Below are 24,422 nucleotides of genomic sequence, written 5' to 3' on the forward strand. Positions count from 1 at the left end.
CCCCGCTGGCGCCGGCAACGCAGCCCACGGGGATTCTTGGACAGGCTCCTAGTGCCGCGTTCGTTCCCCGCCGCCCCGCCGATCTCAGCCGTCCGCGGGGCGGCGCTCTATACATGCTGCCCCGGCCCCGACTCTCGATGTTCCGAGACACGCCCATGAGAATCGGCCTCACCTACGATCTGCGCCGCGACTACCTGGCCGAGGGCTACTCGGAGGAGGAGACGGCCGAGTTCGACCGGCCCGACACCATCGAGGCCATCGAAGGCGCGCTGCGCGAGCTGGGCCACGAGACCGACCGCATCGGCCACGCCCGCGCGCTCGTCGCGCGCCTGGCCGCCGGCGGCCGCTGGGACCTCGTGTTCAACATCGCCGAGGGCCTGCGCGGGTTCGGCCGCGAGGCCCAGGTGCCCGCGATCCTGGATGTCTACGGCATCCCCTACACCTTCTCCGATCCGCTGGTGCTGGCCCTGTCGCTGCACAAGGGCATGACCAACCGCGTGGTGCGCGACCTGGGCCTGCCCGTGGCCGACTTCGCCGTGGTGGCCGACGAGGCCGACCTGGCGAGAGTCGCCATGCCGTACCCACTGTTCGTCAAGCCCGTGGCCGAGGGCACGGGCAAGGGCATCACCAACGCCTCCAGGGTTTCGACGCCGGCCGAGCTGGCCGCCGCCTGCCGCGCCATCTGGCAGCGGCTGGCGCAGCCCGCGCTGGTCGAGACCTATCTGCCCGGCCGCGAGCTCACCGTGGGCATCGTGGGCACGGGCCGCGACGCCGAGGCCATCGGCGCGCTCGAAATCGTGCTGCTCGAGAAGGCCGAGGCCCACGCCTACTCGTACCAGAACAAGGAGCTGTGCGAGGAGCTGGTGCGGTACGTGCTCGTGGAGGACGCCCTGGCCGAGGAGGCGAAGGCCCTCGCCCTCGCCGCCTGGCGCGGCCTGGGCTGCCGCGACGCCGGGCGGGTGGACGTGCGGGCCGGCGCCGACGGCCGCCTGCGCTTCCTCGAGGTGAACCCCCTGGCCGGCCTCCACCCTCACCACTCCGACCTCCCCATCCTGTGCACCCAGCGCGGCATCCCCTACGTCCGCCTCATCCAGCGCATCGTCGAGTCCGCCCTCCACCGCCGAGGCCCCGCGCGATGAAGGCCGTCATCCTCCACGGCGCCGTGCCCGCGAATGCGCCGCCCGACGAGTTGGACACGCTGGTGCAGGCCGAGGCCGTGGGTGCGGCCCTGCGCGAGCTGGGCCACCAGGTGGCCACGGTGCCCTTCTCGCTCGACCTGGGGGCCGCGCAGGAGGCCCTGCGGCGGGAGGCCCCCGACTTCGTGTTCAACCTGGTCGAGTCGGTCGAGGGCGCCGGCCGCCTCATCCACCTCGCCCCCGCCCTGCTCGAGTTCCTCGGCCTGCCCTACACCGGCTCGTCGAACGAGACGCTCTTCGTCACCTCGAACAAGGTCCTCGCCAAGGGCATCCTTCGCGCCCACGCGGTGCCCACGGCCCCCTGGTACACGCTGGCCGACCTGGCGGGCGACGGCCCCGTGCCGCCGGGCGCCTACATCATCAAGAGCATCTGGGAGCACGCCTCGGTGGGGCTGGACGAGGATGCCGTGGTGGTGACCGACCGCCGCGAGGCGCTGCGGCAGGCCTGCCTCGAGCGCAGCAAGGGGCCGAGCGGCGAGTGCTTCGCGGAGGCCTTCCTCGGCGGCCGCGAGTTCAACATCGCCCTCCTCGCCGACGAGGCCGGGCCGCAGGCCCTGCCCGCCTCCGAGATTCTGTTCCAGGACTACGCGGAGGGCAAGTGGCGGGTCGTGGGCTATCGCGCGAAGTGGCAGGAGGACTCGTTCGAGTACCACCACACGCCGCGCCGCTTCGAGTTCCCGCCCGAGGACCAGCCGCTGCTGGCCACGCTGGCCGACGCGGCCCGCCGCTGCTGGCGCATCTTCGGCCTGTGCGGGTATGCGCGGGTGGACTTCCGCCTCGACGCGGCCGGCCAGCCCTGCGTGCTCGAGGTGAACGCCAACCCCTGCCTCTCGCCCGACGCCGGCTACGCCGCCACCGTGGAGCGGGCGGGGCTGCGCTACGTGGACGCCATCCAGCGCATCGTGAGCGACGTGAGCCGCGCGGCCCGCCCCCTGACCGGCAGGCCCCACATCGAGCCGCCGTCGCACGCCGCCGTTCTCGCCCGCGCGCCGCGCGCCCGCACGGCGGCGGGCGACCTCCACGCCCGCGGCTTCTCCTTCCGCGAGACCGTCACCGAGGCCGACCGCGCCAACGTCCGAAACATCCTCGAGTCCACGGGCTTCTTCTACCCCGAGGAGGTCCAGGTCGGCATCGAGCTGGTGGACGACCACCTGGTCTCGGGCGTCGAGTCGGGCTACCGTTTCCTGTTCGCCGAGAAGGGCGGGGAGACGCTGGGCTACAGTTGCTTCGGCCCCATCGCCTGCACGCGGGCCGCCTTCGCCATCTACTGGATCGCCGTGCACAACGCCCATCGCGGCCAGAAGATCGGCCGCGAGCTCCTCGCCCGCACCGAGGAGATCATCGCGCGCCTCGGCGGCGCGCAGATCCACGTCGAAACCTCCAACCGCGCCCAGTACAAGCCCACCCGCGCCTTCTACGAGAACAACGGCTACGAGCGGGCCGCCGTGTTCCCCGACTTCTACGCGCCCGGGGACGACAAGGTGGTCTACGTCAAGCTACTGCCGCCGAGGCCCTGAGGCGATCGGCGCGCCGTTCCGCGCGGCTCACCCCTGCGCGCGCGCCTGCCAGCGCTCGTACTCGAAGGGCCAGCGGTCCTTCATCGCGAGGACCAGCCCCTTCATGCGCTCGTGGAACGCGCGGCGCTCGGCAAGCTGGTTGGGGAAGGTCTGTCTCTTCTCGATGGCCTCGACGAGGCGGACGCCGAGGTCGGCCGCAAGCTGAAGCACCGGGCGGCTCATGGCCGCGTCGGCCAGCTTCCAGCCCTCGGCGCCCACGCTGCCCACCGTCCAGCAGCCCATCGCCCGCAGAAAGCGCAGGAGGTAGTTCTCGACCTCGGGGCTCTCGGCGCCGCCCGAGGTGACCACCGCCGCGCCGTACTTGCCCTCCATCGCCTGAAGATGCAGCGGCCCGCACCAGCGGTCCATCAGGCACTTCATCTGCGCGCTCACGCTGAAGATGTAGTTCGGGCTGGCCAGCACCAGGCCGTCCGCCGCGAGCATCGCGTCCTTGATCGGGTGGAAGTCATCGCGGGTCGGGCAGACGCCGGTCCTGTGGCACGCATCGCACGCGCGGCAGGGCCCGACCTTGAGTTCGCCGAGCGTGAAGAGCGTCACCGCGGCCCCGCGGCCTCGGGCCCCGGCGATCAGCGCATCGAGCACCTTGCCCGTGTTGCCCTTCATCCCGTGCGGGCTGCCGAGGACGGCGACGATGTTCATGGGTGGGTCTCCTCTGGTGGTGGCGCAACTGCCCGGTCACAAGCCCCCGCCATCATATCATATCGGCCCTATGCGTCCTATGGAAGCGCCATCCCCGGGTGCGGGCCGGAATCGTAGGTGGTTTCTGATGCGAGAATTCCCGGAACAGGGGAAGGCCCGCGGCTGAGGTAGCCGCGAGCGTCCCGCTTGCGGCTCTCTTCATCCGTTCGACAAGCGGGACGCTTGTCGCTACGAGAATCCGCAGCAGAAGCTGCCTACAGAAATGGCCCACACCCGCCATCCCCCTTGACCCGCGCGCCCTCCCGTGCCACAATCGGGGGGGCCGGGAGCTTTCACTCTTGGGAGCAAAGGGGCAGACGATGGCGCGATGGGCCGTGTGGGTGGCGCTGGCTTCCCCGTTGGCCATGGCCGACACGGTGACGCTTCAACAGGGGGTCGGCGGCTACGAGGGCTGCAAGACGACGACACTGTGGGGCGCGACGGCGAAGAAGCCGACGCCGGAATCGCCCGAAGCGCTCTATCTGCGCGGCATCGAGAACCAGCTCTACCTGACCTTCGAGCTGCCCAAGGCCCTCGCCGCGAAGAAGCTCGCGCGCGCGCGGCTTGAGGTCTTCGTGCCCTCGGTCCAGAAGCTGCGGATGATCTGCGAGATCGCCTGCCGCGAGCTGCGCAGCGAACCCGTCCCGGCCCCCGCCGAACGCGGCCAGCCCGCGGGCCAGCTCGACTCGTATTCGCTCTGGGAGTTCAACGGCCAGTGGTTCCCCCACAAGTACCGCTTCCTGGGCTTGCCCGAGGGCGGCAAGTGGATTGACTTCAACGTCACGGCCGCGGCCCGCGAGCGCCTGAAGGAGGCCGCGCCCCGCGTGGGCTTCGCGCTCCAGCCCCTCGCGCTGCCCGACAAGCGCATGCCGAACACGGCGGAGATTGACATTCCGTCGGACAAGGCGCCCGATGCCTCGAAGCGCCCGCGCCTCGTGCTCGACTTCGAGCCGCTCGACAAGCCGTATCTCGTCGGGATGACCCACTGCCTCGAGAAGTTCTGCGACCGCGACACCCGCTATCGCTTCTTCGGCCCGTTCAACGAAAGCTACGAGATGGCGATGGCGCGAAACGAGTTCGAGGGCCTCCAGGTGCTCGTCTACCCGATGAACGGGGCGCTGGAGGGCGTGACGCTCGACTGGAGCGACCTGGCCGACCCCAAGAGCGGCGCGAGGATACCGAGAAGCGACATCGCCTGCTTCCGCCAGGAGGTCTTCCGCCTCCACCCGAACGGCAAGATCCGCGACTGGTATTTCCACGGCAAGAACTTCGACGTGCCCGACCCGCTTGTGACCCTCGCCCCCGCCGACCTGCCGGAACACATGTCCACCCCCTACTGGTTCACGATCCGCACGCGGCCCGACACCAGGGCGGGCAACTACGCGGGCACGATCACGGTGAAGCCCAGGAACGCCCCGCCCCGCGAGCTCAAGCTGGCCGTGAAGGTGTGGGACTACAAGATACCGGAGGTCTGGAACTTCGAAACGATGGGCCAGACGATCTGGGGCAACATCGCCCGCGCCCACGGCAAGCTCACGCCCGAGCTGAAGCGGAAGTACCTCGACTTCCTGCTCGACCACCGCTTCAGCCCCGTCGAGCAGTACGCCGACGTGCTCTCGCCCAACCTCGAAGACATCCCCTATTGCATCCAGCGCGGGATGAGCACCATCTACCTCTCCGGCAACTTCAGGGTGTCCGACCAGAACGTCGAGTCGCTCAAGAAGCGCTACGACGCCGTGCAGAAGCTGGGCCTGATTGACAAGGCCCTGGTCTACATCGGCGACGAGACGAAAGACTGGGCCGAGATGCGGCGGCGCTCCGACGCCATCCGCAAGGCCTGCCCCGAGCTGATGATCATGATCGGCGGCAGCTTCCCCCGGCCCGAACTCGAGGGCATCATTGACATCTTCGACCCCCAGATTGACGTGGGCAAGGGCAACCAGGTCTACTCCGTCAACGCCGAGGACATTCAGCCGCTCATCGCCAAGGCCCAGGGCCGCGGCGAGAAGTTCTTCTGGTACGTCGCCGCCGGCCCCATGCTCCCCTGCCCCAACGTGCAGATGGAGGAGCCGCTCATCGCCGCGCGCGTCCTCTTCTGGCTCACCTGGAAATTCGGCGTCACCGGCTTCGAATACTACTGCTACAACATCTGGACCCACAACTTCCCCGACAAGGACGGCCGGCGCTGGCCCGACAAGCCCTTCCACCCCCGCGGCTGGGGCGACACGAACGGCGACGGCATGCTCTTCTACCCCGGCCCCGACGGGCCGTTCAGCTCGGTGCGCTTCGAGAACATCCGCGACGGCATCGAGGACTGGGAGAGCCACTACGTGCTGCGCGACTACGCGGAGGCCCTGCGGGCCAGCGACAAGGCCAACCCGCTCCTTGCCCGAGCCGACGCGCTGCTCAAGGTGCCCGACGAGGTGACGAAGATGGACTTCGTGAGCTGGACCTGGGAGCCCGAGGTGCTGCTCAAGGCCCACCGCGAGCTGGGCGACACGATCGAGGCCCTGGCGAAACTCATCCCCGAGGAAGAGATGCTCAAGGTGCGCGCCGCGCGCAAGAAGGCCGAGCTCGAGCGCCAGCGCGCCATGCTCAGAGCCCGCGCCCAGGCCGCGAAGTAGAGGATGGTGGACCGCGAATCCAGCGAATCAACGCGAATGAGGAAAGAAAGAGAAATGGCCCGCGAGCAAACGCCACAGAGCGCGAGCCGCAAGCGGCACGCCGCAAGCGGCACGCCCCGCCGGAGAGCTTGCGGCTTGTGGCTTGTGGCTTGCCGCCTGTCTCTTCTCCCCGCCTGCGGGCTGGCCGCGGGCAACATCTGGCAGGGCGGAAGCCAGAACGGCCCCACCGACTGGGAGGTGCCCGCCAACTGGTCGGCCCGCAAGGTGCCCGCCGCGGGCGACGGCGCCGACGTGCTCATCCCGTCGGGCCTCGACGACTACCCTGCCCTCACCCAGGACGCCGCCGTGGGCGGCAGCCTGCGTCTCGCCGCCGGCGCGAGCCTGATCCTCCACGGCCACAGCCTGACCGTCGGCGCCAGCGCCCGCGACACGCCCGACGGCCCCGACACCGCCTGGACGCCGAAGACGCCGTACGGCCTCGTGATCGAGAAGGACGCGCAGCTCGACGCCTCGCAGGACCAGCCCACCCTCTCCCTCGGCCTCGGCGGCCTGGTCAACGACGGCACCGTGAGCGGCAACCCCGTCGTTCGCGTCGCGGGGGTGTTCCACGGCTTCGTCCTTCGGCTCGGCGACCTCCAGCCGGCGGCCCTCCACCTGGCGCGCTCGCCCTATCCCTACCCCGTGCGCCTTGCGGGCAAGGCCGCCGTGGCCGGCAAGGTGGAGATCGCCGGCGGCGAGTTGATCGTCGAGAAAGACGCGGCGCTGGCCATCGAGGGCGACCTTGTCTTTTCGGGCAAGACCGGCCCCGCCTGCCTCACGCCGCACGGGACCGTGCGTTTGCTGGGCGACCTCAGGAGCGAAGGCTCGGCGCGCGTCCTCGGCGGCGCCGAGGGCTGGGTCACGCTGGCCGGCGAGAAAGACCAGGCCATTCGCCCCGGCGGCCTGCTGCCGCCGCTCCGGCTCGAAAAGCCGGGCGGCAAAGTGGCCCTCGCCGGCGACCTCCACTGCGCCGGCCTGTTCATCGCGCCGGGCAACGCGCTCCGCCTCGCCGCCGGCCAGAGGCTCCTGCTCGGCACCACGGCCCCCGAATGGCGACTCGACCCCGCCGACAAGAACATCGTGAAGACCTGGCGCCCGCACCGCAATTGCCGCGACCTGGTGAACCAGGGCGCCCTCCTCGGCTCGCCCGCCGTGCCGTTCACGCTCTTCGCCCACGTCGGCGGCAAGGCCTACGCCGTCAGCGGCCTCTACTCCTTCGCACGCCAGGCCGCCGAGCCCAAGGAGGGCGAGCCCGCGCAGCCCACCGCCGGCCTCCACGCCGGCGACCTGTCGCTCAACCGCCCCGACAGCCGCCTCGCCATCCGCGACGGCGAGCTGTTCCTCGACGGCCAGCCCGCGGCCCGAGCGAAGAAGGCCGATGAGCTGGATGCCGCGCTCGAGGGCGACGGCCGCGCGCGCCTCACCGATCTCAAGCTCACCCTCCTTCCGCCCGATGCGCCTGTGGGCGGGGCGTCCCTGCCCCGCGAGGGCCCCTCACGCGGGCCGGAGACGGCCCGCCTACAGAATGTCGCGCCGTTCGTCAAGGCCATCCGCCCGTCGCCCTCGGTCGGCCAGAGCGTGTGGCAGGCCCTCGACGGCTCCGAGGCCACGATGGCCAGCTTCCGCACCGGCGTCGGCCTCGCCGGCTCGTACGAGCTGGTCTTCCCCAGGCCCGTCCCCGTCTCGCGCGTGCGCTTCCTCCAGGGGCCGCTCTTCGCCTTCCGCGGCGTCGTGTGCGCCGACACCGCGGGGACCGGCTCCTGCCCCACCGTGCTCGCCGCGTGGACCGAGGGGGCGCCGAACGCCTGGTGCGACGTGCGCTTCGCCCCCGCCGTCGTGCACCGCCTCAAGCTCCGCGCCCTCGAAGGCCAGCGCGGCTGGGAACAGAGCTTTCCCCAACTCGTCGAGCTGGAAGCCTACGGCCCCAAGGAAGCCGTCGCCGGCCTCGAGAAGGCCCTGCCGCTGCGCGCGGCCGAGCCCGTGCCGAAGGACGCCCGCCGTTTCACCCCCGGGCCGCCTGTCAAAGTCGAGTGGCCCTCTCCGAAGCCCGAAGACCGCATCACCAAGTGCATCACCGCCGACCTGTGGATGCTCGGCATCCACCTCGAGACCCCGCCGCCCAAGCCCCTCGCCGAGTTCGAGCCATGCCTGAAAGTGGTCAAGGACATCCAGGCCCTGGGCGCCGACGGCGTGCTGCTCTTCGTCGAGGCCGAGATGAGCGCCTTCTGGCCCTCCGCCCACTTCCGCTGGCACACGAAGGACAAGGACGCCCCGCCGCCCGACCGCGACCTGCTCCGGGAACTCACCGACACCCTCCACGCCCACGGTCTCAAGCTCTACGTCATCTTCCTCGGCCGCTTCATGGAAACCTACATCGGCCCCAAGGACCGCGACGGCTGGCAACTGCTGATGGAAGAGGTCGCCGCCCGCGGCGTGGACGGCGTGAGCCTCTGCCACGACGAGGCCTTCTACGGCCTCGACAAACCCGAGGGCAAGACCCGCCCCAAAGACGACCCCGTGCGCCTCGCCTTCCAGCAGCGCTTCGGCCCGGGCGCCGACCTGCCCGAGAGCATCTGGCAGGACACGGTGGACTACAAGCGCTGGACCCTCTACTGCTACGAGCAGCTCGCCGCGCGCTTCCGCCGCCTCCGCGACGCCGTGCGGAAGGTGAACCCCAGGTGCGAGACCTTCGCCATCATCGGCTCCCACGCCGTGTCGGCCAACAACCGCATGACCTACTGCCTCGCCTACGACGTAATCGGGCACCTGGCCGACCTCGACTACCTGGGCACCGACTACCAGGAGGCCGAGACCCGCGTGTGGGCCGCCTCGGCGCGCAACCGACGCGCCGCCATGGAGATCTTCGTCCCCCCCTCCGTCCGCGAGGGCGCCCAAGCCGCGCTCCAGGGCGCACGCCTCCTCGCCTGGTACCGCTACAACTACATCGAGATGCAGAAGTCCGCCGACCACCGCCGCCGCGAACTCGCCTTCCTCGCCGCCCTCGAACGCTGGGGCGTCACCCGCGCCCGCACGCCCAGGGCGCTCGCCGTCCTCGCCTCGCGCGCCTCCGAGGACTGGTGGGACAACGACCACGGCACCAACTGGCTCGGCTCGAACCCCGTGGCCAAACAGGGCTTCTGGACCGCCCGCCTCGTGAACCAGTTCCTCAATGCCCACGGCTACCCCTACGACCTCTACTACCTCGACCAGCCCGAGAGCCTGAAGGAGATCGGCCAGTACAAAGTCCTCTTCCTCCCCTTCCCCTACGCCGTGTCGAAGGCCGCGGCCGAAGCCCTCGCGGCGGCGCACGCCGGCGGCTCCAAGCTCCTCATCGCCCAGCGCCTCGGCGAGGTAGACGAGGTGGGCGCGAAGCACGACCGCCCCATCCTCTCCGACCTGGTCCGCAAGGGCAGGGACGACGGCTCCGTTGTCTACCTCCCGCGCAACCTCGTCGAGTGGGAGACCGAGCCGGCCTTCACCGACGAGTTCGCGAAGGCCCTCGACGAGGTGCTCGGCGACTCCAAGCCGTTGTTCCTCCACAAACACGGCTGCCACGTCGAGGCGTATCTCGCCGAGAGCGGCCCGCGCGAGAAGTTCCTCACCCTCATCAACTGGCAGGACACGGAGGCCGACCTCGAGGTCGGCCTCGCCCTGCCCGAGGGCAACTACAGGCTCCTCACCCTCTCCGCCGCATCGCCCGCCGACGCGTGCCGCGGCCTGCTCGACGGCAAGGACACCGCCTCCGCCGCCGACCTGCGCCGCTTCGCCGTCAAGCTCGCACCCGGCGACGTCCGCCTCCTCCTCATTCAGCCGAGCGAAGGGGGCCCCTGATGGCTGCCTGGCTCTTGGCGCTTTGCGTGCCGCACCTGGTTCAGGGCCATTGGCTCGACGACCCGCGCTATCCCGACTGGGCGCAGCGGGGACGCATCCTGTACCTCGACGGCACACGCGCCACGGAAGAGCACCTGGCGCTCGTCGAGCGCTACAAGGCCCAGGGCGCCACGCCCTTCATCCACGCCTTCACGCCCCATTGGCCGGACGACGCAGCCGTGGTCGAACGCCTCGACAAGGCAGGCATCCCCGTGGACGTGCGGGTAGAGGGCAGCTTGTTCTTCGAGGACGACCACATTGACCGCTTCGCCTTCATCCACGGCAGGTTCCTCCCCGGCGGCTGGTGGTACAACCACGCCTGGCGGACCAACTACGACTGGTGGCGCCTCTTCCCCGAATCCATCGCTGCCACGACCCGCCGCCGCAACGGCGACGAGAAGCTCGGCTACGCGGGCCACCGTGTCACCGTCCGCCGCGAGGGCAGCCCCCTCGCCCCCGAGCACCGCAGCGTCCGCGCCAGGCAGATCGCCTGGCTCCTCGCCGCCATAGACCCTCTGCCGAGCGTCCCGATGCGGCCCTACGAGAACCCGCACGCCAAGGACCCCAAAGCGCCCTACCCGATGCTCGGCCACTACGCGGGTCTGTGGTACGACAACCCCGGCAGCGCGCCCAGCTACGACGTGGCCAGCCGCGCCGCCTGGGAGAAGCACTTCCGCGAAAAGTTCGGCGTCGAGATCGCCGACCCCGCCGCCCACCCCGACCCGAACGTGCGGCGCGAGTGGGCGCGCTTCTGGGCCGACGCCTGGGCCGACTTCTATCTCTGGCGCAAGGCATACCAGAACGAACTGCTCGCCAAGCGGGGAAAGCCGTTCTGCCACACGGCCGGCAACTTCAGCTTCATCGCCCAGCCCCACGGCACCGCGGAGTTCTGGTTCGCCAAACGCGGCTGCGTGGACATCTTTGGCCCCAGCGAGTACGTGCCTGAGTGGTGCCGCGGCCGCTTCCACTTCCTCATCAAGGCCGCCATGGCCGCCAGCCACGGGCGGCCCGCCGGCAAGTTCTACCCCAACGACCTACAGATCGCCGAGAGCCTGGCGGTCTGCGGCACGAACACGTACCGCCCCGAGCAGGCCGAGTTCCTCGCCGCGAACCTCGACCTGTGGGCCAACGCGCAGCCCGGCGGCCGCATCGCCCTCCTCTTCCACGTCGAGCAGAGCCTTCTCGAATCCCACCTGGCCGACTACCAGGCCCTCGTGGACCAGATCACCGACCTCGGCTTCGCCTACGAGGTGGTGACCGAGGACGACCTGGGGGCTGAACTGGTGAAGCAGTTCCCGCTCCTCATCATGTCGCAGACCGACTTGGCGGAGGACGAACTGGCGAAGGTGGGCCGTTACCTCGACGCGGGCGGGCAACTGCTGCTGCTCGGCGACTGCCTCATCGAGGGACCGCGGCACTACCACCTGAACGCCCCGCCGCCCTGGGCGCCCCGCCGCACGGTCGCCGCCGCCCTCGCCGACAAGGGACGAGGCCACTCCGTGCTGGCCGTGCAGTCGCCCTACCCCACGGAGCTTCTGGGACGCGCCATCGAGATGTTCGTGACCCCCTGCTTCCGCCTCGACCCGCCCGATCCCCACGTGCTCCTCAACATCCTCCAGCAGCCCAGGGGCGACCTCACGCTCGCCAGCCTCGTCAACTACTCCGGCGGGGCGAAGCAGAACGTCGTCGTCCACGTTCCGCCCAAGGCCGAAAGCCAGCACGCAGGCTGGATCAGCCGCGACGGCGGCGCCGGCATGCTCCGCGTCGCCAACGAGCGGCTCGCCATTCCCGAGCTTCGCTACGGCTGCACCATCGTCCTCGGCAAGGACCGTGCCGCCATCGAGCGCATCGTGACGCGGAACACCGAACGCTTCCCCCGCGCCCCGTTGCCGCCCGACTTCAAGTGGGCGAGCGCCACGCAGTATGGCGGCTGGCACAGCCGGCAGATTGCGCCCGATGCAGTGCCCGAGACCCACACGCTCTGCCGCCATCGCGTGGGGGCGACCGACCGCGGCGGCTACCTCTTCCTCGACGCCCTCGGCCCCAAGGCCGCCAAGGTGGGCGAGGCCGTCAGAATCGAGTTCCGCGTCCTCGAGACCCGCTACGACTACGTCGAGTACTGGCAGCTCATCTTCGAGGACGCGGCGACGGGCGAGAGGACGGTTGTGCCCATCGCCCTCCCCGCCGACAACCCGCACGGCGACGGCGGGAAGCTGGCGGCCGCGACCCTCTCGGCCTCCTGGACGCCGAAGAAGGCAGGCACCTATCAAGCGTTTCTGGCCTACCGCGTCACGCGGCTCCACCACGACGGCGAGCCGTTCCTGGAGCCGGAGAACGTGCCCGCCGGCTACAGCGGCAACACGCCGGCCAACCTGTTCCTCAAGAGCCAGCCCCTGTTGAAACGCCCCTGCGAGGACCGCCTGCGCGGCCTGGCGATCCAGGTCGCCCCCGAGTAAAGGAGCGAGCATGAACGCCACCGTCTGCAATCCCCTCCTCCGCACCCCCCTGTCGCTGATCATTGACGACTCGTGCCCCGTCATCAACCTCACCTACTACTGGATGCAGCAGTGGCTCGCCTGGCGGCCCAAGCACCGCCCCGACCTGCCGCCCGCCCGCTGGGAATCCAACCCCATCGTGCCTAAGCTCTCGCGCACCATCCCCGTGGACTTCGCGAAGAGGTGGGCCGAATGGTGCGGCGAGCAGGGCATTCACGGCAAGTTCTCCTTCGTCCCCTTCCCCGCAGGCCAGGGCCGCGTAGACCAGGGCTTCCCCGACCATCCCCGCCACCTCCTCGCCGACTGGCTCAAGCTGACGAAGGAAATCATCTGGCCGAACTTCGACCTCACGCCCGAAATGCTCACCCACTCGCACGTGGTGGACATCAAGACGATGGCCCTCACGAACCAGTGGGAGCAGGTCGAGTGGTACGACCCGCCCGTCGAGCCGCTCACCGACTACATCGCCACGGCGATGCAGCTCCTCAAGAACGCCGGCATCCCCTGCGAGGGCGTCACCAGCCCCGGCGCCTTCGGCAAGAAGAAAGAGGATGCCTACTCGAAGGCCATCCTCGACGCCGCGCTCCGCGTCAACAACAACCCACGCCCCTTCTACTTCCTGTGGCTCGACGACCAGCGGCCCCCGAGCGTCCCCCTCTGGCACGCCCAGAAGGACAAGGGCATCGCCATCGCCAGCGTGTGGGCCTGCGCCGGCGACTGGTTCGGCTCGTGGACCGGCTTCGACCGGGGCGACCCCGACCGCTTCATCACCGAGGACCTCCAGGGCGGCCGCCTGCCCGCCGTGCTCGCCCAGGAGCTGCCCTGCGTGCTCTGCGGCCACTGGCCCGGCTTCTACTTCGAGGGCGAGGAGTTCGGCTTCCACGTGTTGAAGACCGTCAAGCGCCGCCTCGACGCCTACGACCCCGATAAGACGAGGACCCTCTGGATGAAGAACTCCGAGATCGGCCACTACTGGATGGCCCGCGAGCTGTCCGACATTGTTGTGGCTGACGGCAAGGTCACCATCACCACCAGGTTCCCCACCGCCAACTTCACCTTCAAGCTCGGCGACTGCGTGGCCAGGCGGGTGCAGGTCAATGGCGCCGACCTTCGCCAGGTGGCCAGCCGCCGCGACTTCCGCAGCGGCGCATTCCTCGTCGAGGGCCGCGACACCTTCGTCGCGTTCCCCCTGGGGGAAGGCGCCACCCGCATCGAGACGAGCCCCTGACCCCGACCTCCCGCCCCCTGACCTCCCGCGGGTCTGAAACCCGCGGGAGGTTGGCCCGCCTGGATGATCCATGGCCTCGGGGCATCCTCCGTGCCCTTCACTCGGCGGCATACTCCACCCACAGCGTCTTGGGCGCCGCGCCGGCGTCGAAGCTCCACGAGGCGTCGGCCTCGCCAGCCGCCGCCTTGTAGACGTGGCTCGCCTGCCTCACCTGTCCGCCGTCGCGCCAGGCGAACGTGGCCTTGAGCGGCGAGGTGTTCTCGACGGCGTAGGCGAGATACGCCTCGGCCTTGCGGTAGGGGCGGCTGCCGGTGTTGCCGAAGCGCACACGGACCGGCCCCTGCACGCCGTCGAGCGGCGCGTCGCCCTGGTTGAACGTCTGGCTCCACCAGTCGCCCGGCTCGGGCGGGCGCTGAACCACCTTCCAGTCCTTCACCACCGGCTTCCAGCTCTTCCCGCCATCGGTCGAGCAGTCAATGTGGTAGTCCGACGGCCGTGGCGGCGCGCCGCACGAGACCCAGGCGGCGGCGTAGACGTGCGTCGCCTTCGCCTTCCGCGGCGCGGCGAGTTCCAGCGTGACCTTGGGTGAATCGAGAGCACCCTCGACCAGATGCGGCTTGACCTGCGCCACGTTCGGCCCCGCGGCTATCACCGCGCGGCCCGACGCCTCGTAGGTGATCGTGTTCCGGCCCGCCTTCAGGCGCGGGATGACCGTTTGCGAGCACTGGCACACGGTGATCATCGTGAGGCCGGACCCCGCGAGGGCCTTGGCGCCCGCGCCGAGCCGAATCCAGTACTGGTAGTGGCCCTTGACCCGATCGGTGAGGTCCATGCCGTCCTTCGCGTCGCCGGCCTTGTGCCACGTGGCGCCCTGGTCGGTCGAGACCTCCACGGGGCACGTCATCTTGCCCTTGAGCACGAGGCCGCCCGTGCATCCGGGCTTGCGGATGCCCCACTGCTCCTTCGCGGCCTCGGCGGCGGGCGTGGCGGCGATGATGTAGGGGCTTTGCCACTCGAAGGTCACGTGGGAATCCGACTCGTCAATCACCCCCTCGCGGTACTTGCCCGAGGCGAAGTCGGGCGCGTAGGTGAACACGGCGTTGCCGTAGCGGGCCTGGCCCAGGCGCGAGCCGCAGTCGCGCGTGGCCTTGTAGAACTTCTCGGGCTGATTCACCCACGTGCGGTCGCGGTGCGGGCCGGGGATGCCGCCGGCGTTGTAGTTGATGCCCCAGTAGGCGAAGGTCTGGCCGTCGTCGAGGCCGGGCTTGAGGTAGCGGCGAAGGCTCTCCCCCGCCCGCAGGTGCACGAGCGGCGGCGCGCCCGCGTAGCCGGTCACGTAGCCCGCCCACTTCACCTGCTGGTAGACGTCGGGGTCGCTGGGGTGGAGCCCGGCGGGGATGAAGCCGCGCTCGCGGCTGCTCCGCTTGACGCTCGAGAGGTCCTTACTCACTTCCATCAGGCCCATCAGGCGCATGCCGTCGGGGGTGAAGACCACGGTCGAGATGTCGTGGTCGAGCAGCGCCCACTGCCCTGCGCCATAGGGGCCGCCGGTGAGCCAGACCTCGAAGGTGGTGTGGCCCGCGACGCCCATCGCGCGCGAGCGCGAGGGGCCGAGGAGCCGCTCGAACTCGGCGGCCATCTGGTGGTGGTCGGCATAGCAGAGGGCGAAGCCGTAGGCGAACAGGCCGGCCCAATACTCGCGCGTCTCCTCGCCTTGGTCGAGGCCCTTGCCCCACGTGTCCTCGGGGCCTTGGGTGCAGTGGTGCACGTGGATGTTCCGCCAGAACCACGAGGCGAGCGCCTTGTCTTCGTCACTCACCACCTTCTTGCCCGTCACCCGCTCGAAGAGTTCGGCCTGGGTCTTGAACAGCCGTTCCCAGGTCGAGCACGACAGCTCGCCCGGGTACCACGGGTGGTCGGTCTTCACCTGCGGGTCGCCCACGCCTGCGAGGGCCAGACCCGCCCACGCGATCACGGCAGCCAGCATCGCTCGCACCACGGTTCTCTCCTTCACTCTCCGGTTGGGAACAGCAGGGCGAGGAGCGCCTCGCCCGCGGTGAAATCGGGCACGATGACATCGGCGCCGGCGGCGGCGAGGCGCGCGCGCTTGCGCGGGTTGAGGCCGCGGCGGCGCACCTCGTCGCTGGCCACGCCCACGGTGATCGCTCCTCGGGCCCTGCCCTCGCGAATCTCCACCGGCCCGTCGCCCACGACGAGCAACTCGGGGCCCTCGAGGCCGTGCGTCGTCAGAATATCACGAATCACAGCGGCTTTCGAGCAGGCGCGCGACGCGCCCACGGCGCCGTAGATGCCGCCGCCGAAGTAACGCGCCACGCCCAGGGCCGCGGCCTCGCGCCGCACGTCCTCCACGTCTGTCCCGCTCGCCACGTAGAGCGTCAGGCCGCGGCCGGCGAGGGCCTGGAGGAACGCCTCGGCGCCCGCGATCATCAGCTCGTCGGGGCGCACGCGGCCGCCTTCGAGGCGGCTCACGCGGTCCCGGATGTGCGCCAGCAGCCGCTCGTTGTAGAGGGCCTTGTACTGCTCGGCCGAGAGCGCCTGCGATGCGCCTCGATGGCGCGTCACCGCCTGCACCAGCCAGTCCATCTGGAGGATCGTCTGGAGGCCCGTGGACTCGTCCACGTAGCGTTCGACCTCTTGGCGGATGGTGCCGTCGGGGTCGCCTGCTTCACCGGCGATCATTTCGATCATCAACGGCACCATCACCCGCTCCCAGCCCTCGCGGAGGACTGAGATGGTGCCGTCGAAATCGAGGAGTGCGTGCCGGAGCCGGCCACGCTCGATAGCGGGATTCATGACCTCGATAGCAGCCCTATTGCTTGGCATCGAGTCTGTCCAGCAGTTCCTGGGGGCTTGCGGCGCCGGTGATGCCGATTTTCTTGACGGTGACGGCGGCGGCGAGGCAGGCCAGCTCGGCGGCCTCGGTGTTGGTGGCGCCGCTGGCCAGCGCGGCGCCCAGGGCGGCCATGAACGTGTCGCCCGCGCCCACGATGTCAATCGGCGGCTCGACCTTGATCCCTGGCACATGGTCACAGCGCTTGCCGTCGAAGACGAAGGCGCCCCGCTCGCCCACGGTGAGGAACACAGGCTTGCCGCACCGCGCGCTCAGGCGGGTGCCGCAGTCGCGGATCACGGCGTCTGTGATGTCGGCCGGCGCGATGCCGGGGTGGAACACGCGGGCCGCTTCGATCTCGTTGGGCTTGAGGATGACGCCCTTGAACTTGCCGATCTCGTTCCGCGAGTCGGCGATGGCCACGGCCTTCGGGTGCCTCGCGGCGAGGCGCAGGATGCCTTTCCGCACCCGCGCGCTGATGAGGCTGTTGTTGATCTGGTTGGCGATGAGCAGCGCGTCGAGCGTGGGCATCGCCTCGGCGAGGTTGGCGAGCACGATCTCCTCCAGCTCGGGCGGAGCGGGCGTGGCGTTCTCGAAGTCGAGCCGCGCGTCCTCCTGCTCCGAATGGAAGCCGTGGAGGATCGGCTTGGCGAAGGCGGGGGTCACGCGGTCCGGGGCGTGGACCACGTAGCGCAGGTCGCAGCCGTGGCGCTCGGCGAGCACGCGGGAGAGCTCGCGACCGCGCCAGTCGTCGCCGAAGATGGTGATGGGCAGCACGGCGCCGACGCCGAGCTCGCGGAGGTTCCAGGCCACGTTGGCGGCGGCCCCGCCCGAGAACTTCTCGGCCACGATGGGCCGCGCGAAGTGCGGCGTCTCGCGCGAGAGCAGCGAGCGGGTCATGTCCGCGTGCCAGTAGATGTCCACGCAGAAGTCGCCGATGATGCCCACCCGCTTCGAGGGGAAGGCGGCCAACAATTCCTCCAGGCGCTTCCGGTTCATCATGAGCCTCCAGAGATTGCCCGCGAAACACGCGAAGCACGCGAAAGGGACGAAGAAACGCGAAGACGACAAGCCCTTGCGCTCTGGGCGGGGTTCGAGGGACCGAACCACCGTGCAATCCGTGCACCGCTCAGGACGTCCTCTGGCGCGACGTTGGGCGACGAGGTCGCGCTGGCGCTTGCGGCCGCCCCTTGCCGAGACTTAGCGCGATGCGACGGTACTCAACCTTTGAATAGTGCCCGAAGTTCACCAGGATGCCCAGCTTCATCCCAGTGGCATTGAGGTAGTTGAGAACTTGTGCCTCGTGCTCTTCGGTCAACTCGGATACAGCTTTCAGCTCCACGATGATACTGCCATAGCAGACGAGGTCCGGGATGAACTTCTGGCGCAACTGCCTTCCACGGTAGGCCAGGGTTAGCTGCTCCTGGGGTTCGAAAGGGATTCCCTGGCACTCAAGCTCGATCTCCATGCACTCCTGGTAGATCGGCTCGGTGAACCCGCAGCCCTTCTCCCGGTAGACCGCGAAACAAGCTCCCATGATCTTATGGCTCTCGCGCGGATAGAGCAACTCCGCCATGCCTTTTCTCCTCTCTGGCCTCCCTTTTCGCGTGATTCGCGTGTTTCGCGGGCATCTCTCTTCGCGGCTACTCGGTGAGCATCTGATAGAGGTTGGGGATGGTGGCCTTGTGGTCGCCGGTGATGTGGTAGCCGCGGCCGCCGAGGGAGACGGGGCGGTTGACGATGTTCTTGCGCGGGCGATAGTAGTACTCGATGTCGTCCTTCGGCACGTCGGCGTGGTAGTCGCCGCGGAGGGGGAAGAGGTCGAAGTTGGCGGTGGTGATGTGGCTCACGGTGTGGCCGAGGTTGCGCGCGATGGAGAGGGCTTTGAGGAAGACCTCGGGGCCTGTGACGGCAGAGCCGAAGTTGCAGAAGACGCCGCCCTCGAGCTTCGCCACAGTGGCGCAGTAGGCACGGAAATCGAGTCCGCTCGCCGCGCCCAGCGCGCCGAAGTCCACGGCGGGATGCTGGTGAATGATGTCGGTGCCGATGGTGACGTGAATGGTGACGGGCACGCCGAGCTTGTGGCCGTTGTAGAGGATGCTGGCGTCGCGGTGGATGAAGCGGGGGTCGGTGGCGTAGAGGCGGCCGAGGGCCTCGCCGTAGCCCAGGCCGTCGCGCACGCCGGCCTGCACGGCCTGGTTGATCAGGCGGCCCGTTTCGTCGGCCATGCCGAACGAGCCGTCCTCGATGGAGTCGGCCACGTCCTCGCTCGTTTCGCCGATGAGGGCCAGCTCGAAGTCGTGGATGGAGACGGCGCCGTTGCCGGCCACGTGGGTGACGAGGCCCCGCTGCATGAGGTCAATCACAAGCAGCGAGAGCCCGCTCTTGACGACGTGTGCGCCGAGCATCCAGAGGACTGGCGCGCCGCGCCGGCGCGCCTCGCGGATGGCTCGGGCGACCAGATGCAGCTCGGGGTGGTCGAAGGGGGGCGGCGGGGCGCACGGGCGCACGAGGTCGCTCAGCTTCACCAGGTTGCGCCGCTCGCCGAGGCGATAGGTCTTCACCCTCGACAGGTCAATGCGGTCGTGGGGCATGGCTACAGTCCCTTCAGCGGCACGAGGAAGCAGGGGCGGCCGTCCACGGTCTGGCGCCTGAGTTCGGGCAGGGTCTGGCCGTTGAGCGTCACGGCGGGCGGGGCCGGGAAACCGTCGAGAAGGAGGGCCGTGGCCATGCCAGCCGTCTCGGCGCCCGGGCGCGTCGCGTAGTCCACCGTCACTTTGCCGGCCTTGGGCCGGACGACGATGTGGGCGATGCCGAGCTTGCCGTCGGCCCACACGCGGATGCGGCCCGGAATCGTGAGCGACCAGTCGGTGGGGTCGGGCAGGGGGTTGTAGCCGGCGAAGGTGTCGCTCGCGGGGTCGGCGTGGAGGTAGGCCATGCGGCCCTTCTCGCAGGCGAGCACGGCGCCGTTCTTCTCGAGGCGGCCCGTGGTGGCTTGCTGGGCGACGGGGGTGTCGCGCTCGACGCCCTCGGGCAGGTAGGGCCAGGCGCCGTTCACGCGGCGGTAGGCGAAGAGCTGGTCGAGCGGTTCATCCTCCTTGTAGGTGGTGAAGACGCCCAGCTCCATCGTGTCCTTGCCGCTCGCGTACTTCACGTGGGCGATGGCCTGCTCGGGCTCGTCGCGGGTTTGGAGCTTGGCGGAGGCGATGTGGCTCTGGAAGCGGCGGAAGCCGGAGAACTCGGTGGCGTCGGTCATCTCGACCACGAAGCCGCCCCAGGCGCGGTCCACCTTCGCGAAGTCGGCCTTCTCCGCCAGGGGCGCGTCGCCCTTCAGGTTGTAGTTGTCAATCACGAGGGCGGCCCTGAACTTGCCGCGGCCGAACTCCTGCTCGTCGCCCTCCGAGAGCACCACCTCGTCGGTGCGGCCGAGGTCGGTGGCGGGCAGGGGCACGATGCCGATGTAGCTCACGCCGTCCTGGATGGTGATTCGCTGCCCGGCCTTGAGCCGCGCGGGCAGGGCCGTGATAGGCTCGCCATCGGCGAAAATCCTCCAGGACAGTTTGTGGGCGGGGCGTCCCTGCCCCGCGTCCTGCGGCTCGCGGGGCGCGGAGGCCCCGCCCACAGGGGCTCCCAACGCCTCGTAGTTGTAGAGGGCAAGGGTGCTCTGGAGACTCTTGATGTTGTGCTTGGGGTCGAGCCAGGGGTGCGGGCTGGCCACGACGATCATCTTGCCCTTGTGCTGGAGCGTGGCTTGGGTGCCGTAGGTGGCGATCCAGCCGGGGGCGTCGTTGACGAGGCGCGTGGTGTTGAGGCCATAGCGCAGGAGCATCGTGCCGACGTCCTGCATCCGCTCGGCCGGCTTGTCGGCCCGCCGCCACTGGCCGAGGATGGGGATGATGCCCATCTGGGCGTCGCTGCTGTAGAGGCCGTAGTGGTGGCCGAGATACGAGCGGCGCATGATGGGCTGCTTCACGTGCCGGCCCCACTGCTTGAACGTGCAGGTCATCTCCCACGGCAGCGGCTTGGAGTCCACGAGGCCGCTCTTCCAGTCGGGCGCCCAGGGGCCTTGAAGGGTCTGGCGGCCGACATGCGCCGGGGAGAGCTCCTGGCCGATGACGGGCATGCCGCCCGGCACGTCCCTGTTGTCGAGATCGCGCAGCACGCCTTTCTGGCTGAGCGAATGGACAATGTGGTAGACGCCGTCCTGGGTGACGAGCAGGTGTTCGGGCGCGGTGCGGCACGAGCCGGCGATGAAGCGGTGGAGGCCGGGGTGGTAAGCGCCGATCAACTCGTCCACGGTCTTCAGCAGGATGCTCTTGCCGAGCATGCGGTCGAAGAGGGTCGGGCCGAAGTCGGCGATCATCTTCTGCGCCGTGAGCGTGACCGAGAGGTAGTAGTGGTCAATGGACTCCTGGGTGGTGCCGTCGAACCAGCACCAGAGGCGGAGGGGATAGTTTTCGATGCCGTGGCGGCCGTCGGTCATGGCCCGCTCGGAGCCGATGACGGCGCCGCCGAGGAGCGCGCCCATCGCGGAGGTGTGGTTGAAGTTCATCGTGCTGATCGTGTAGCAGAAGCCCGAGCGATAGAAGCTCTTGTTGCCGCGCCAGTCGCCCGTCTTGTTGAAGTAGCTGTCGCCGCCGCTGAACTGCGCGGTGGCCTGCACTTTCTTGAGCTGGTCGAGCATGGGGTGGACGAGCGAGCCGTCGAGGCACTCGGGGTCCTGGTGCCGTTCGGGCGGCGCGGTGGGCCGGTCGGGCATCAGCCAGTTCGTCCAGTACTCCGTGAACACGTCGCGAGCGGGGCCGGGCAACGCGTCGCCGTAGACGAGTGCGGGCAGGAGTTGCGTCGAGGCTTCGAAGCCGTTCCAGCCGCGCGGCTGCATGGCCAGCAGGCAGTCCACCCATACCTCGTAGGCGAGTTCGCCCTTCGAGCGCGGCTTCTCGGCCCGCCTCTCGCTGCCGACGCGGCGCTCGACGAGGTAGCGGGGCGTGAACTGCATCCAGAATGGCTCGTCAAGAGCGTTCTCGCCTTGCTGAAGGGTGAGCAGTTCCCGCACCCGCGCCCATTGCCACTCGGGCATCCAGTCGGGCTTGCGCGGAGCATAACGTTTGGCGAGGGCGTCAAGTTCTTCCGCCGTGGGCATCACGGCGGTGGGCTTGCCGCCTACGTTCGGAGTCCCGCCTCTAGGCGGCTCCTTTGCGATGGGGCTGGGAAGACCGCCTGAAGGCGGGACTCCGAACTGGACGACCAACCTCGGCGTGTCAATGACGATCGCCCGGCCGCCGGTGGCGGTGGCCCACTCGTAGCAGCCGGTGTAGTAGCGATGGTCGTAGGTCTCCCACTTGCGGAGGAGGAAGCCGCAGTCGCTCAGGGTGCGGAGCCGCTCGCCGAGGGTCTTGCCGAACGCGTCGTCCGCGAGCACGGGCGTCACGTCCATTCGTCCTTCGGGAGCCTGGTAGTGAACAGGTGTGGGGCCGAACTGTCTGGGGAAGCGATCTTCCGTAGTGTCGGCGGCGCCGTATCTCTTCCAGTAGCCCGAGCCGTTGGCGTAGGCGTTGAAGGTTGGGCCGCTCTTCGGGTCGGCCTTCCAGGGCTTTCGCAGCGCCCAGGCGAGGGCATGCCAGGTGGGGCGGTGCTTGCGATAGAGATCATCCACGCCCCAGTTGGCGCGGTACTCGTAGCCGCCCTCGGGGCCGATGCCGCTGCCCGTGGTGCCTTCGGGCCACAGCTCTTCGTCCTTGAAAGGCAGCACCAACTCGACCTTCTCGATGGCGAGGCCGGCGTTGAGCTTCGCCGAGATCTGGTCGGCGGCGTCGGGGAAGCGGACGAGGAGGAAGCGCCGCAGCGCGTCGAAGGCCATCGCCCCGGGCTTCGAGCCGCCGTCGCGCGCCCCGGGCCACCAGACGGCGGCCCCGCCGCGGTCCTTGATTACGGAGTCCTTGATCACCCGCACGCCGTCGGGCGCAGTGACCACCGGCGTGTCCCACATCGGGCGAAAGGCGCTGATGCCAGCGGTCTCAGCCCGGTCAATCACAAGCACTTCGCCGCCGAGGCCCCGCGCGCCCGCAATCAGAGTCACCAACAGCAGCGACGCCGCTATCGCCTTCCGCACGGACTAGTCCTTTCCCGCAGCGAGACCTCCCCGTGCGGGCATGATGCATTTTCCCGCGGCTCTGCGCAAGTGCGCTTGGCGTCTCCCCAGCCGTCCCCCGCGCGTGCGAGCCGAACAGCACGATGCGGTCGGGATGGAACTCCTGTGCGATCTGCTGGCTCACTTCCCCGATGCGGCCCGGGTCAACTATACCTGGTCACCTCTCTCCCTTCAGTATGCCCGACCTTGCGCCGGGCGCAAGCCCCTCCGCTCTGCGTTCCCATTCGCCAGGCCGCGCCCCCACATTCACTCCTACCCGCCGGGTGCCACGCCCAGCAGCTTGTCCACGACCGGCGTGAACCGCGCCAGAAGGTCGAGATGCCCAACCATACAGTCCACGAACGACTGCGCATCGCCCTCAAGGAGCATCTGGAGGAGTCGGTCACGCTCTTCAGGCAGATCGTAGCATAGCAGGTAGTCCTCATCCTCTGGCTGCTTCAGGCAACGCGCCTGCTCATCTTCGCTCAGGCAATGGAGCGCTGCCCCGACGATCGCCTTCCTCGCTTTGCGGGAGTCTACGCCGGTCTTCTTGGCAGGCACCCAGATGCCTGCATAGGGGACGGGTCCATCCGTGTCGAAGAGGAGTTCAGGACGTAGGTTCTCGATCCACAACCCCGGCGGCGGCCACTTCTGCTTTTCCCTCCAGGCGCTCTTGGTCAGCAGCACGAAGCCATCCTCGTTGGCGTACGTCATGCGATTGCTGTAGTCGTCGAAGTCTTCGTGGTTCTTGCGTACGGTCTCAACTACCCTGTCGAAGACGGCCACGTACTTCTTGCGCACATCCTGCATTGCCTCCTCCATGAGGCACGCCATCGGCCAGTTCTGGATCAGGTAACGCTCGGCCTCGTTGTACCACTGCTTCTCCTTGGTCATTCTTGGTCTCCTGCATGCCAGGGGGTTCTGAGGACATTTCGCGGAGCGCCCGCGCGTAGTGGCGACAGAACAGCTTCACGTCGTCGGGATGGGCCTCAACGGCGAAGCGGTCGAAGACACTGGCAATGGTGCGCCATCGAACCGCGACGAACCCCGGGTTCTGCGGCGGCGAGCCCCCGAGAGTGAGGAACAGCGCGTGAACGCGGTCGGCAGGTACGCCAAGCTGGGCCGCCCGCCGTTGCAGGTCGTCCCACTCCCGGTGGGTCTGGGCTTCGCCCTCGGCGGACCAGATCTTGTTCTCGATCCAGAGCAGGAAGCGGCCGCGCGCGGCGACCTCGAGGTCCACCCTCGACTCGTCGCCGGCGACCTCTCGATGGACCCGGTACCCCCCATTGGCATACTCGCGCGGAAGCGCCAATTCCTCGAGGAAGAGCCGGAAGCCGAGGTTGCCCTGGGCATGTGTGCCGAGGCGCAGGAGGTCGTGGTCCAGGAGCCACGCAAGGACCCTGGAGTGACGTAGCTCGTCGCCGGCGACCTTCAGGACGCTGAGCAGGTTGAAGTCGTCAGCCGTCGCCTTCTGGGCGTCACGCCAGGCTGCAATGGCCCGCTCAAAGCCGTCCAGCAGCTCCCCGAACTCGCGGTGGTCCTCCGCGGCGTTGGCGGCCTCGGCTTGCGAGGCGCGCTGGTCGGCCTCAACGAAGCCTTCGAGAAGGCCACGGAAGCACTCCGTTCTGGCACCTGCCCGCGGGTGGCAACGCGACAGCGCAGCACCATAGCCATGGAGAAGCTGCCCGAACTGCGACGCAAGCGGCTCGAACTTGCCGTGGCCCATGTCGCGCT

At 69.1% G+C, this 24,422-nt stretch carries 15 protein-coding genes; 6 read left to right on the forward strand and 9 right to left on the reverse strand.

Annotated features, from left to right (window positions below):
* Nucleotides 1-155: 155 nt before the first annotated feature.
* The gene (locus tag PLE19_19365) at nt 156-1,139 is read left to right on the forward strand and encodes a D-alanine--D-alanine ligase (GenBank protein HPD17108.1); all 984 of its coding nucleotides are present in this window, start codon (nt 156-158) and stop codon (nt 1,137-1,139) included.
* Nucleotides 1,136-2,713 carry a GNAT family N-acetyltransferase gene (locus PLE19_19370; GenBank protein HPD17109.1) on the forward strand — a complete coding sequence of 526 codons (1,578 nt, stop codon included), beginning with the start codon at nt 1,136-1,138 and terminating at the stop codon, nt 2,711-2,713. The genes PLE19_19365 and PLE19_19370 overlap by 4 nt, the downstream gene beginning before the upstream one ends.
* A 27-nt stretch (nt 2,714-2,740) precedes the next feature.
* Here PLE19_19370 and PLE19_19375 read toward each other — a convergent pair whose 3' ends face one another.
* The gene (locus PLE19_19375; protein ID HPD17110.1) at nt 2,741-3,412 is read right to left on the reverse strand and encodes a flavodoxin family protein; all 672 of its coding nucleotides are present in this window, start codon (nt 3,410-3,412) and stop codon (nt 2,741-2,743) included.
* Nucleotides 3,413-3,771: 359 nt separating this feature from the next.
* Between PLE19_19375 and PLE19_19380 the strand changes: the two genes are divergently transcribed.
* The 4 genes from PLE19_19380 (at nt 3,772) to PLE19_19395 (ending at nt 13,707) form a co-directional block, all read left to right on the forward strand.
* Nucleotides 3,772-6,075: a DUF6067 family protein gene (locus PLE19_19380; protein ID HPD17111.1), complete on the forward strand. Its 2,304-nt coding sequence runs from the start codon at nt 3,772-3,774 to the stop codon at nt 6,073-6,075.
* Nucleotides 6,076-6,210: 135 nt separating this feature from the next.
* Nucleotides 6,211-9,945 (forward strand): hypothetical protein, encoded by a 3,735-nt coding sequence (locus tag PLE19_19385; protein HPD17112.1) that lies wholly within the window; start codon nt 6,211-6,213, stop codon nt 9,943-9,945.
* Nucleotides 9,945-12,440, forward strand: coding sequence for a hypothetical protein (locus PLE19_19390; protein ID HPD17113.1), 2,496 nt, complete (start codon nt 9,945-9,947; stop codon nt 12,438-12,440). The genes PLE19_19385 and PLE19_19390 overlap by 1 nt, the downstream gene beginning before the upstream one ends.
* A gap of 10 nt (nt 12,441-12,450) precedes the next feature.
* The gene (locus PLE19_19395; GenBank protein HPD17114.1) at nt 12,451-13,707 is read left to right on the forward strand and encodes a hypothetical protein; all 1,257 of its coding nucleotides are present in this window, start codon (nt 12,451-12,453) and stop codon (nt 13,705-13,707) included.
* Between the two features lie 97 nt (nt 13,708-13,804).
* On the opposite strand, the gene PLE19_19400 is transcribed toward PLE19_19395, so the two are convergent.
* The 8 genes from PLE19_19400 to PLE19_19435 form a co-directional block, all read right to left on the reverse strand.
* Nucleotides 13,805-15,706, reverse strand: a complete 1,902-nt coding sequence (locus PLE19_19400) for a hypothetical protein (protein HPD17115.1) — start codon at nt 15,704-15,706, stop codon at nt 13,805-13,807.
* Between the two features lie 11 nt (nt 15,707-15,717).
* The gene (locus PLE19_19405) at nt 15,718-16,551 is read right to left on the reverse strand and encodes a haloacid dehalogenase-like hydrolase (GenBank protein HPD17116.1); all 834 of its coding nucleotides are present in this window, start codon (nt 16,549-16,551) and stop codon (nt 15,718-15,720) included.
* On the reverse strand, nt 16,538-17,557 hold the full coding sequence (locus PLE19_19410; GenBank protein ID HPD17117.1) for a PfkB family carbohydrate kinase: 1,020 nt from the start codon (nt 17,555-17,557) through the stop codon (nt 16,538-16,540). Before PLE19_19410 ends, PLE19_19405 begins: the two co-directional genes overlap by 14 nt.
* A 130-nt stretch (nt 17,558-17,687) precedes the next feature.
* Complete coding sequence (locus PLE19_19415) at nt 17,688-18,134, reverse strand: GxxExxY protein (GenBank protein HPD17118.1); 447 nt, start codon at nt 18,132-18,134, stop codon at nt 17,688-17,690.
* Nucleotides 18,135-18,201: 67 nt separating this feature from the next.
* Entirely contained in the window at nt 18,202-19,152 is a 951-nt protein-coding gene (locus PLE19_19420; protein ID HPD17119.1) for a hypothetical protein, read from the reverse strand.
* 2 nt (nt 19,153-19,154) lie between these two features.
* Complete coding sequence (locus tag PLE19_19425; GenBank protein ID HPD17120.1) at nt 19,155-22,670, reverse strand: hypothetical protein; 3,516 nt, start codon at nt 22,668-22,670, stop codon at nt 19,155-19,157.
* 291 nt (nt 22,671-22,961) lie between these two features.
* Nucleotides 22,962-23,498 carry a hypothetical protein gene (locus tag PLE19_19430; GenBank protein HPD17121.1) on the reverse strand — a complete coding sequence of 179 codons (537 nt, stop codon included), beginning with the start codon at nt 23,496-23,498 and terminating at the stop codon, nt 22,962-22,964.
* Complete coding sequence (locus PLE19_19435; protein ID HPD17122.1) at nt 23,449-24,414, reverse strand: PD-(D/E)XK nuclease family protein; 966 nt, start codon at nt 24,412-24,414, stop codon at nt 23,449-23,451. Before PLE19_19435 ends, PLE19_19430 begins: the two co-directional genes overlap by 50 nt.
* Nucleotides 24,415-24,422: the final 8 nt, after the last annotated feature.

The organism is Planctomycetota bacterium (assembly GCA_035384565.1).
In the GTDB taxonomy this organism is placed as follows: domain Bacteria; phylum Planctomycetota; class PUPC01; order DSUN01; family DSUN01; genus DAOOIT01.

What these genes read in the sequence shown, in the direction of transcription:
- PLE19_19365 (HPD17108.1), top strand. Translation starts at nt 156, where the DNA reads ATGAGAATCGGCCTCACCTACGATCTGCGCCGCGACTACCTGGCCGAG.
- PLE19_19370 (HPD17109.1), top strand. Translation starts at nt 1,136, where the DNA reads ATGAAGGCCGTCATCCTCCACGGCGCCGTGCCCGCGAATGCGCCGCCC.
- PLE19_19375 (HPD17110.1), bottom strand. Translation starts at nt 3,412, where the DNA reads ATGAACATCGTCGCCGTCCTCGGCAGCCCGCACGGGATGAAGGGCAAC.
- PLE19_19380 (HPD17111.1), top strand. Translation starts at nt 3,772, where the DNA reads ATGGCGCGATGGGCCGTGTGGGTGGCGCTGGCTTCCCCGTTGGCCATG.
- PLE19_19390 (HPD17113.1), top strand. Translation starts at nt 9,945, where the DNA reads ATGGCTGCCTGGCTCTTGGCGCTTTGCGTGCCGCACCTGGTTCAGGGC.
- PLE19_19395 (HPD17114.1), top strand. Translation starts at nt 12,451, where the DNA reads ATGAACGCCACCGTCTGCAATCCCCTCCTCCGCACCCCCCTGTCGCTG.
- PLE19_19405 (HPD17116.1), bottom strand. Translation starts at nt 16,551, where the DNA reads ATGCCAAGCAATAGGGCTGCTATCGAGGTCATGAATCCCGCTATCGAG.
- PLE19_19410 (HPD17117.1), bottom strand. Translation starts at nt 17,557, where the DNA reads ATGAACCGGAAGCGCCTGGAGGAATTGTTGGCCGCCTTCCCCTCGAAG.
- PLE19_19415 (HPD17118.1), bottom strand. Translation starts at nt 18,134, where the DNA reads ATGGCGGAGTTGCTCTATCCGCGCGAGAGCCATAAGATCATGGGAGCT.
- PLE19_19420 (HPD17119.1), bottom strand. Translation starts at nt 19,152, where the DNA reads ATGCCCCACGACCGCATTGACCTGTCGAGGGTGAAGACCTATCGCCTC.
- PLE19_19430 (HPD17121.1), bottom strand. Translation starts at nt 23,498, where the DNA reads ATGCAGGATGTGCGCAAGAAGTACGTGGCCGTCTTCGACAGGGTAGTT.
- PLE19_19435 (HPD17122.1), bottom strand. Translation starts at nt 24,414, where the DNA reads ATGGGCCACGGCAAGTTCGAGCCGCTTGCGTCGCAGTTCGGGCAGCTT.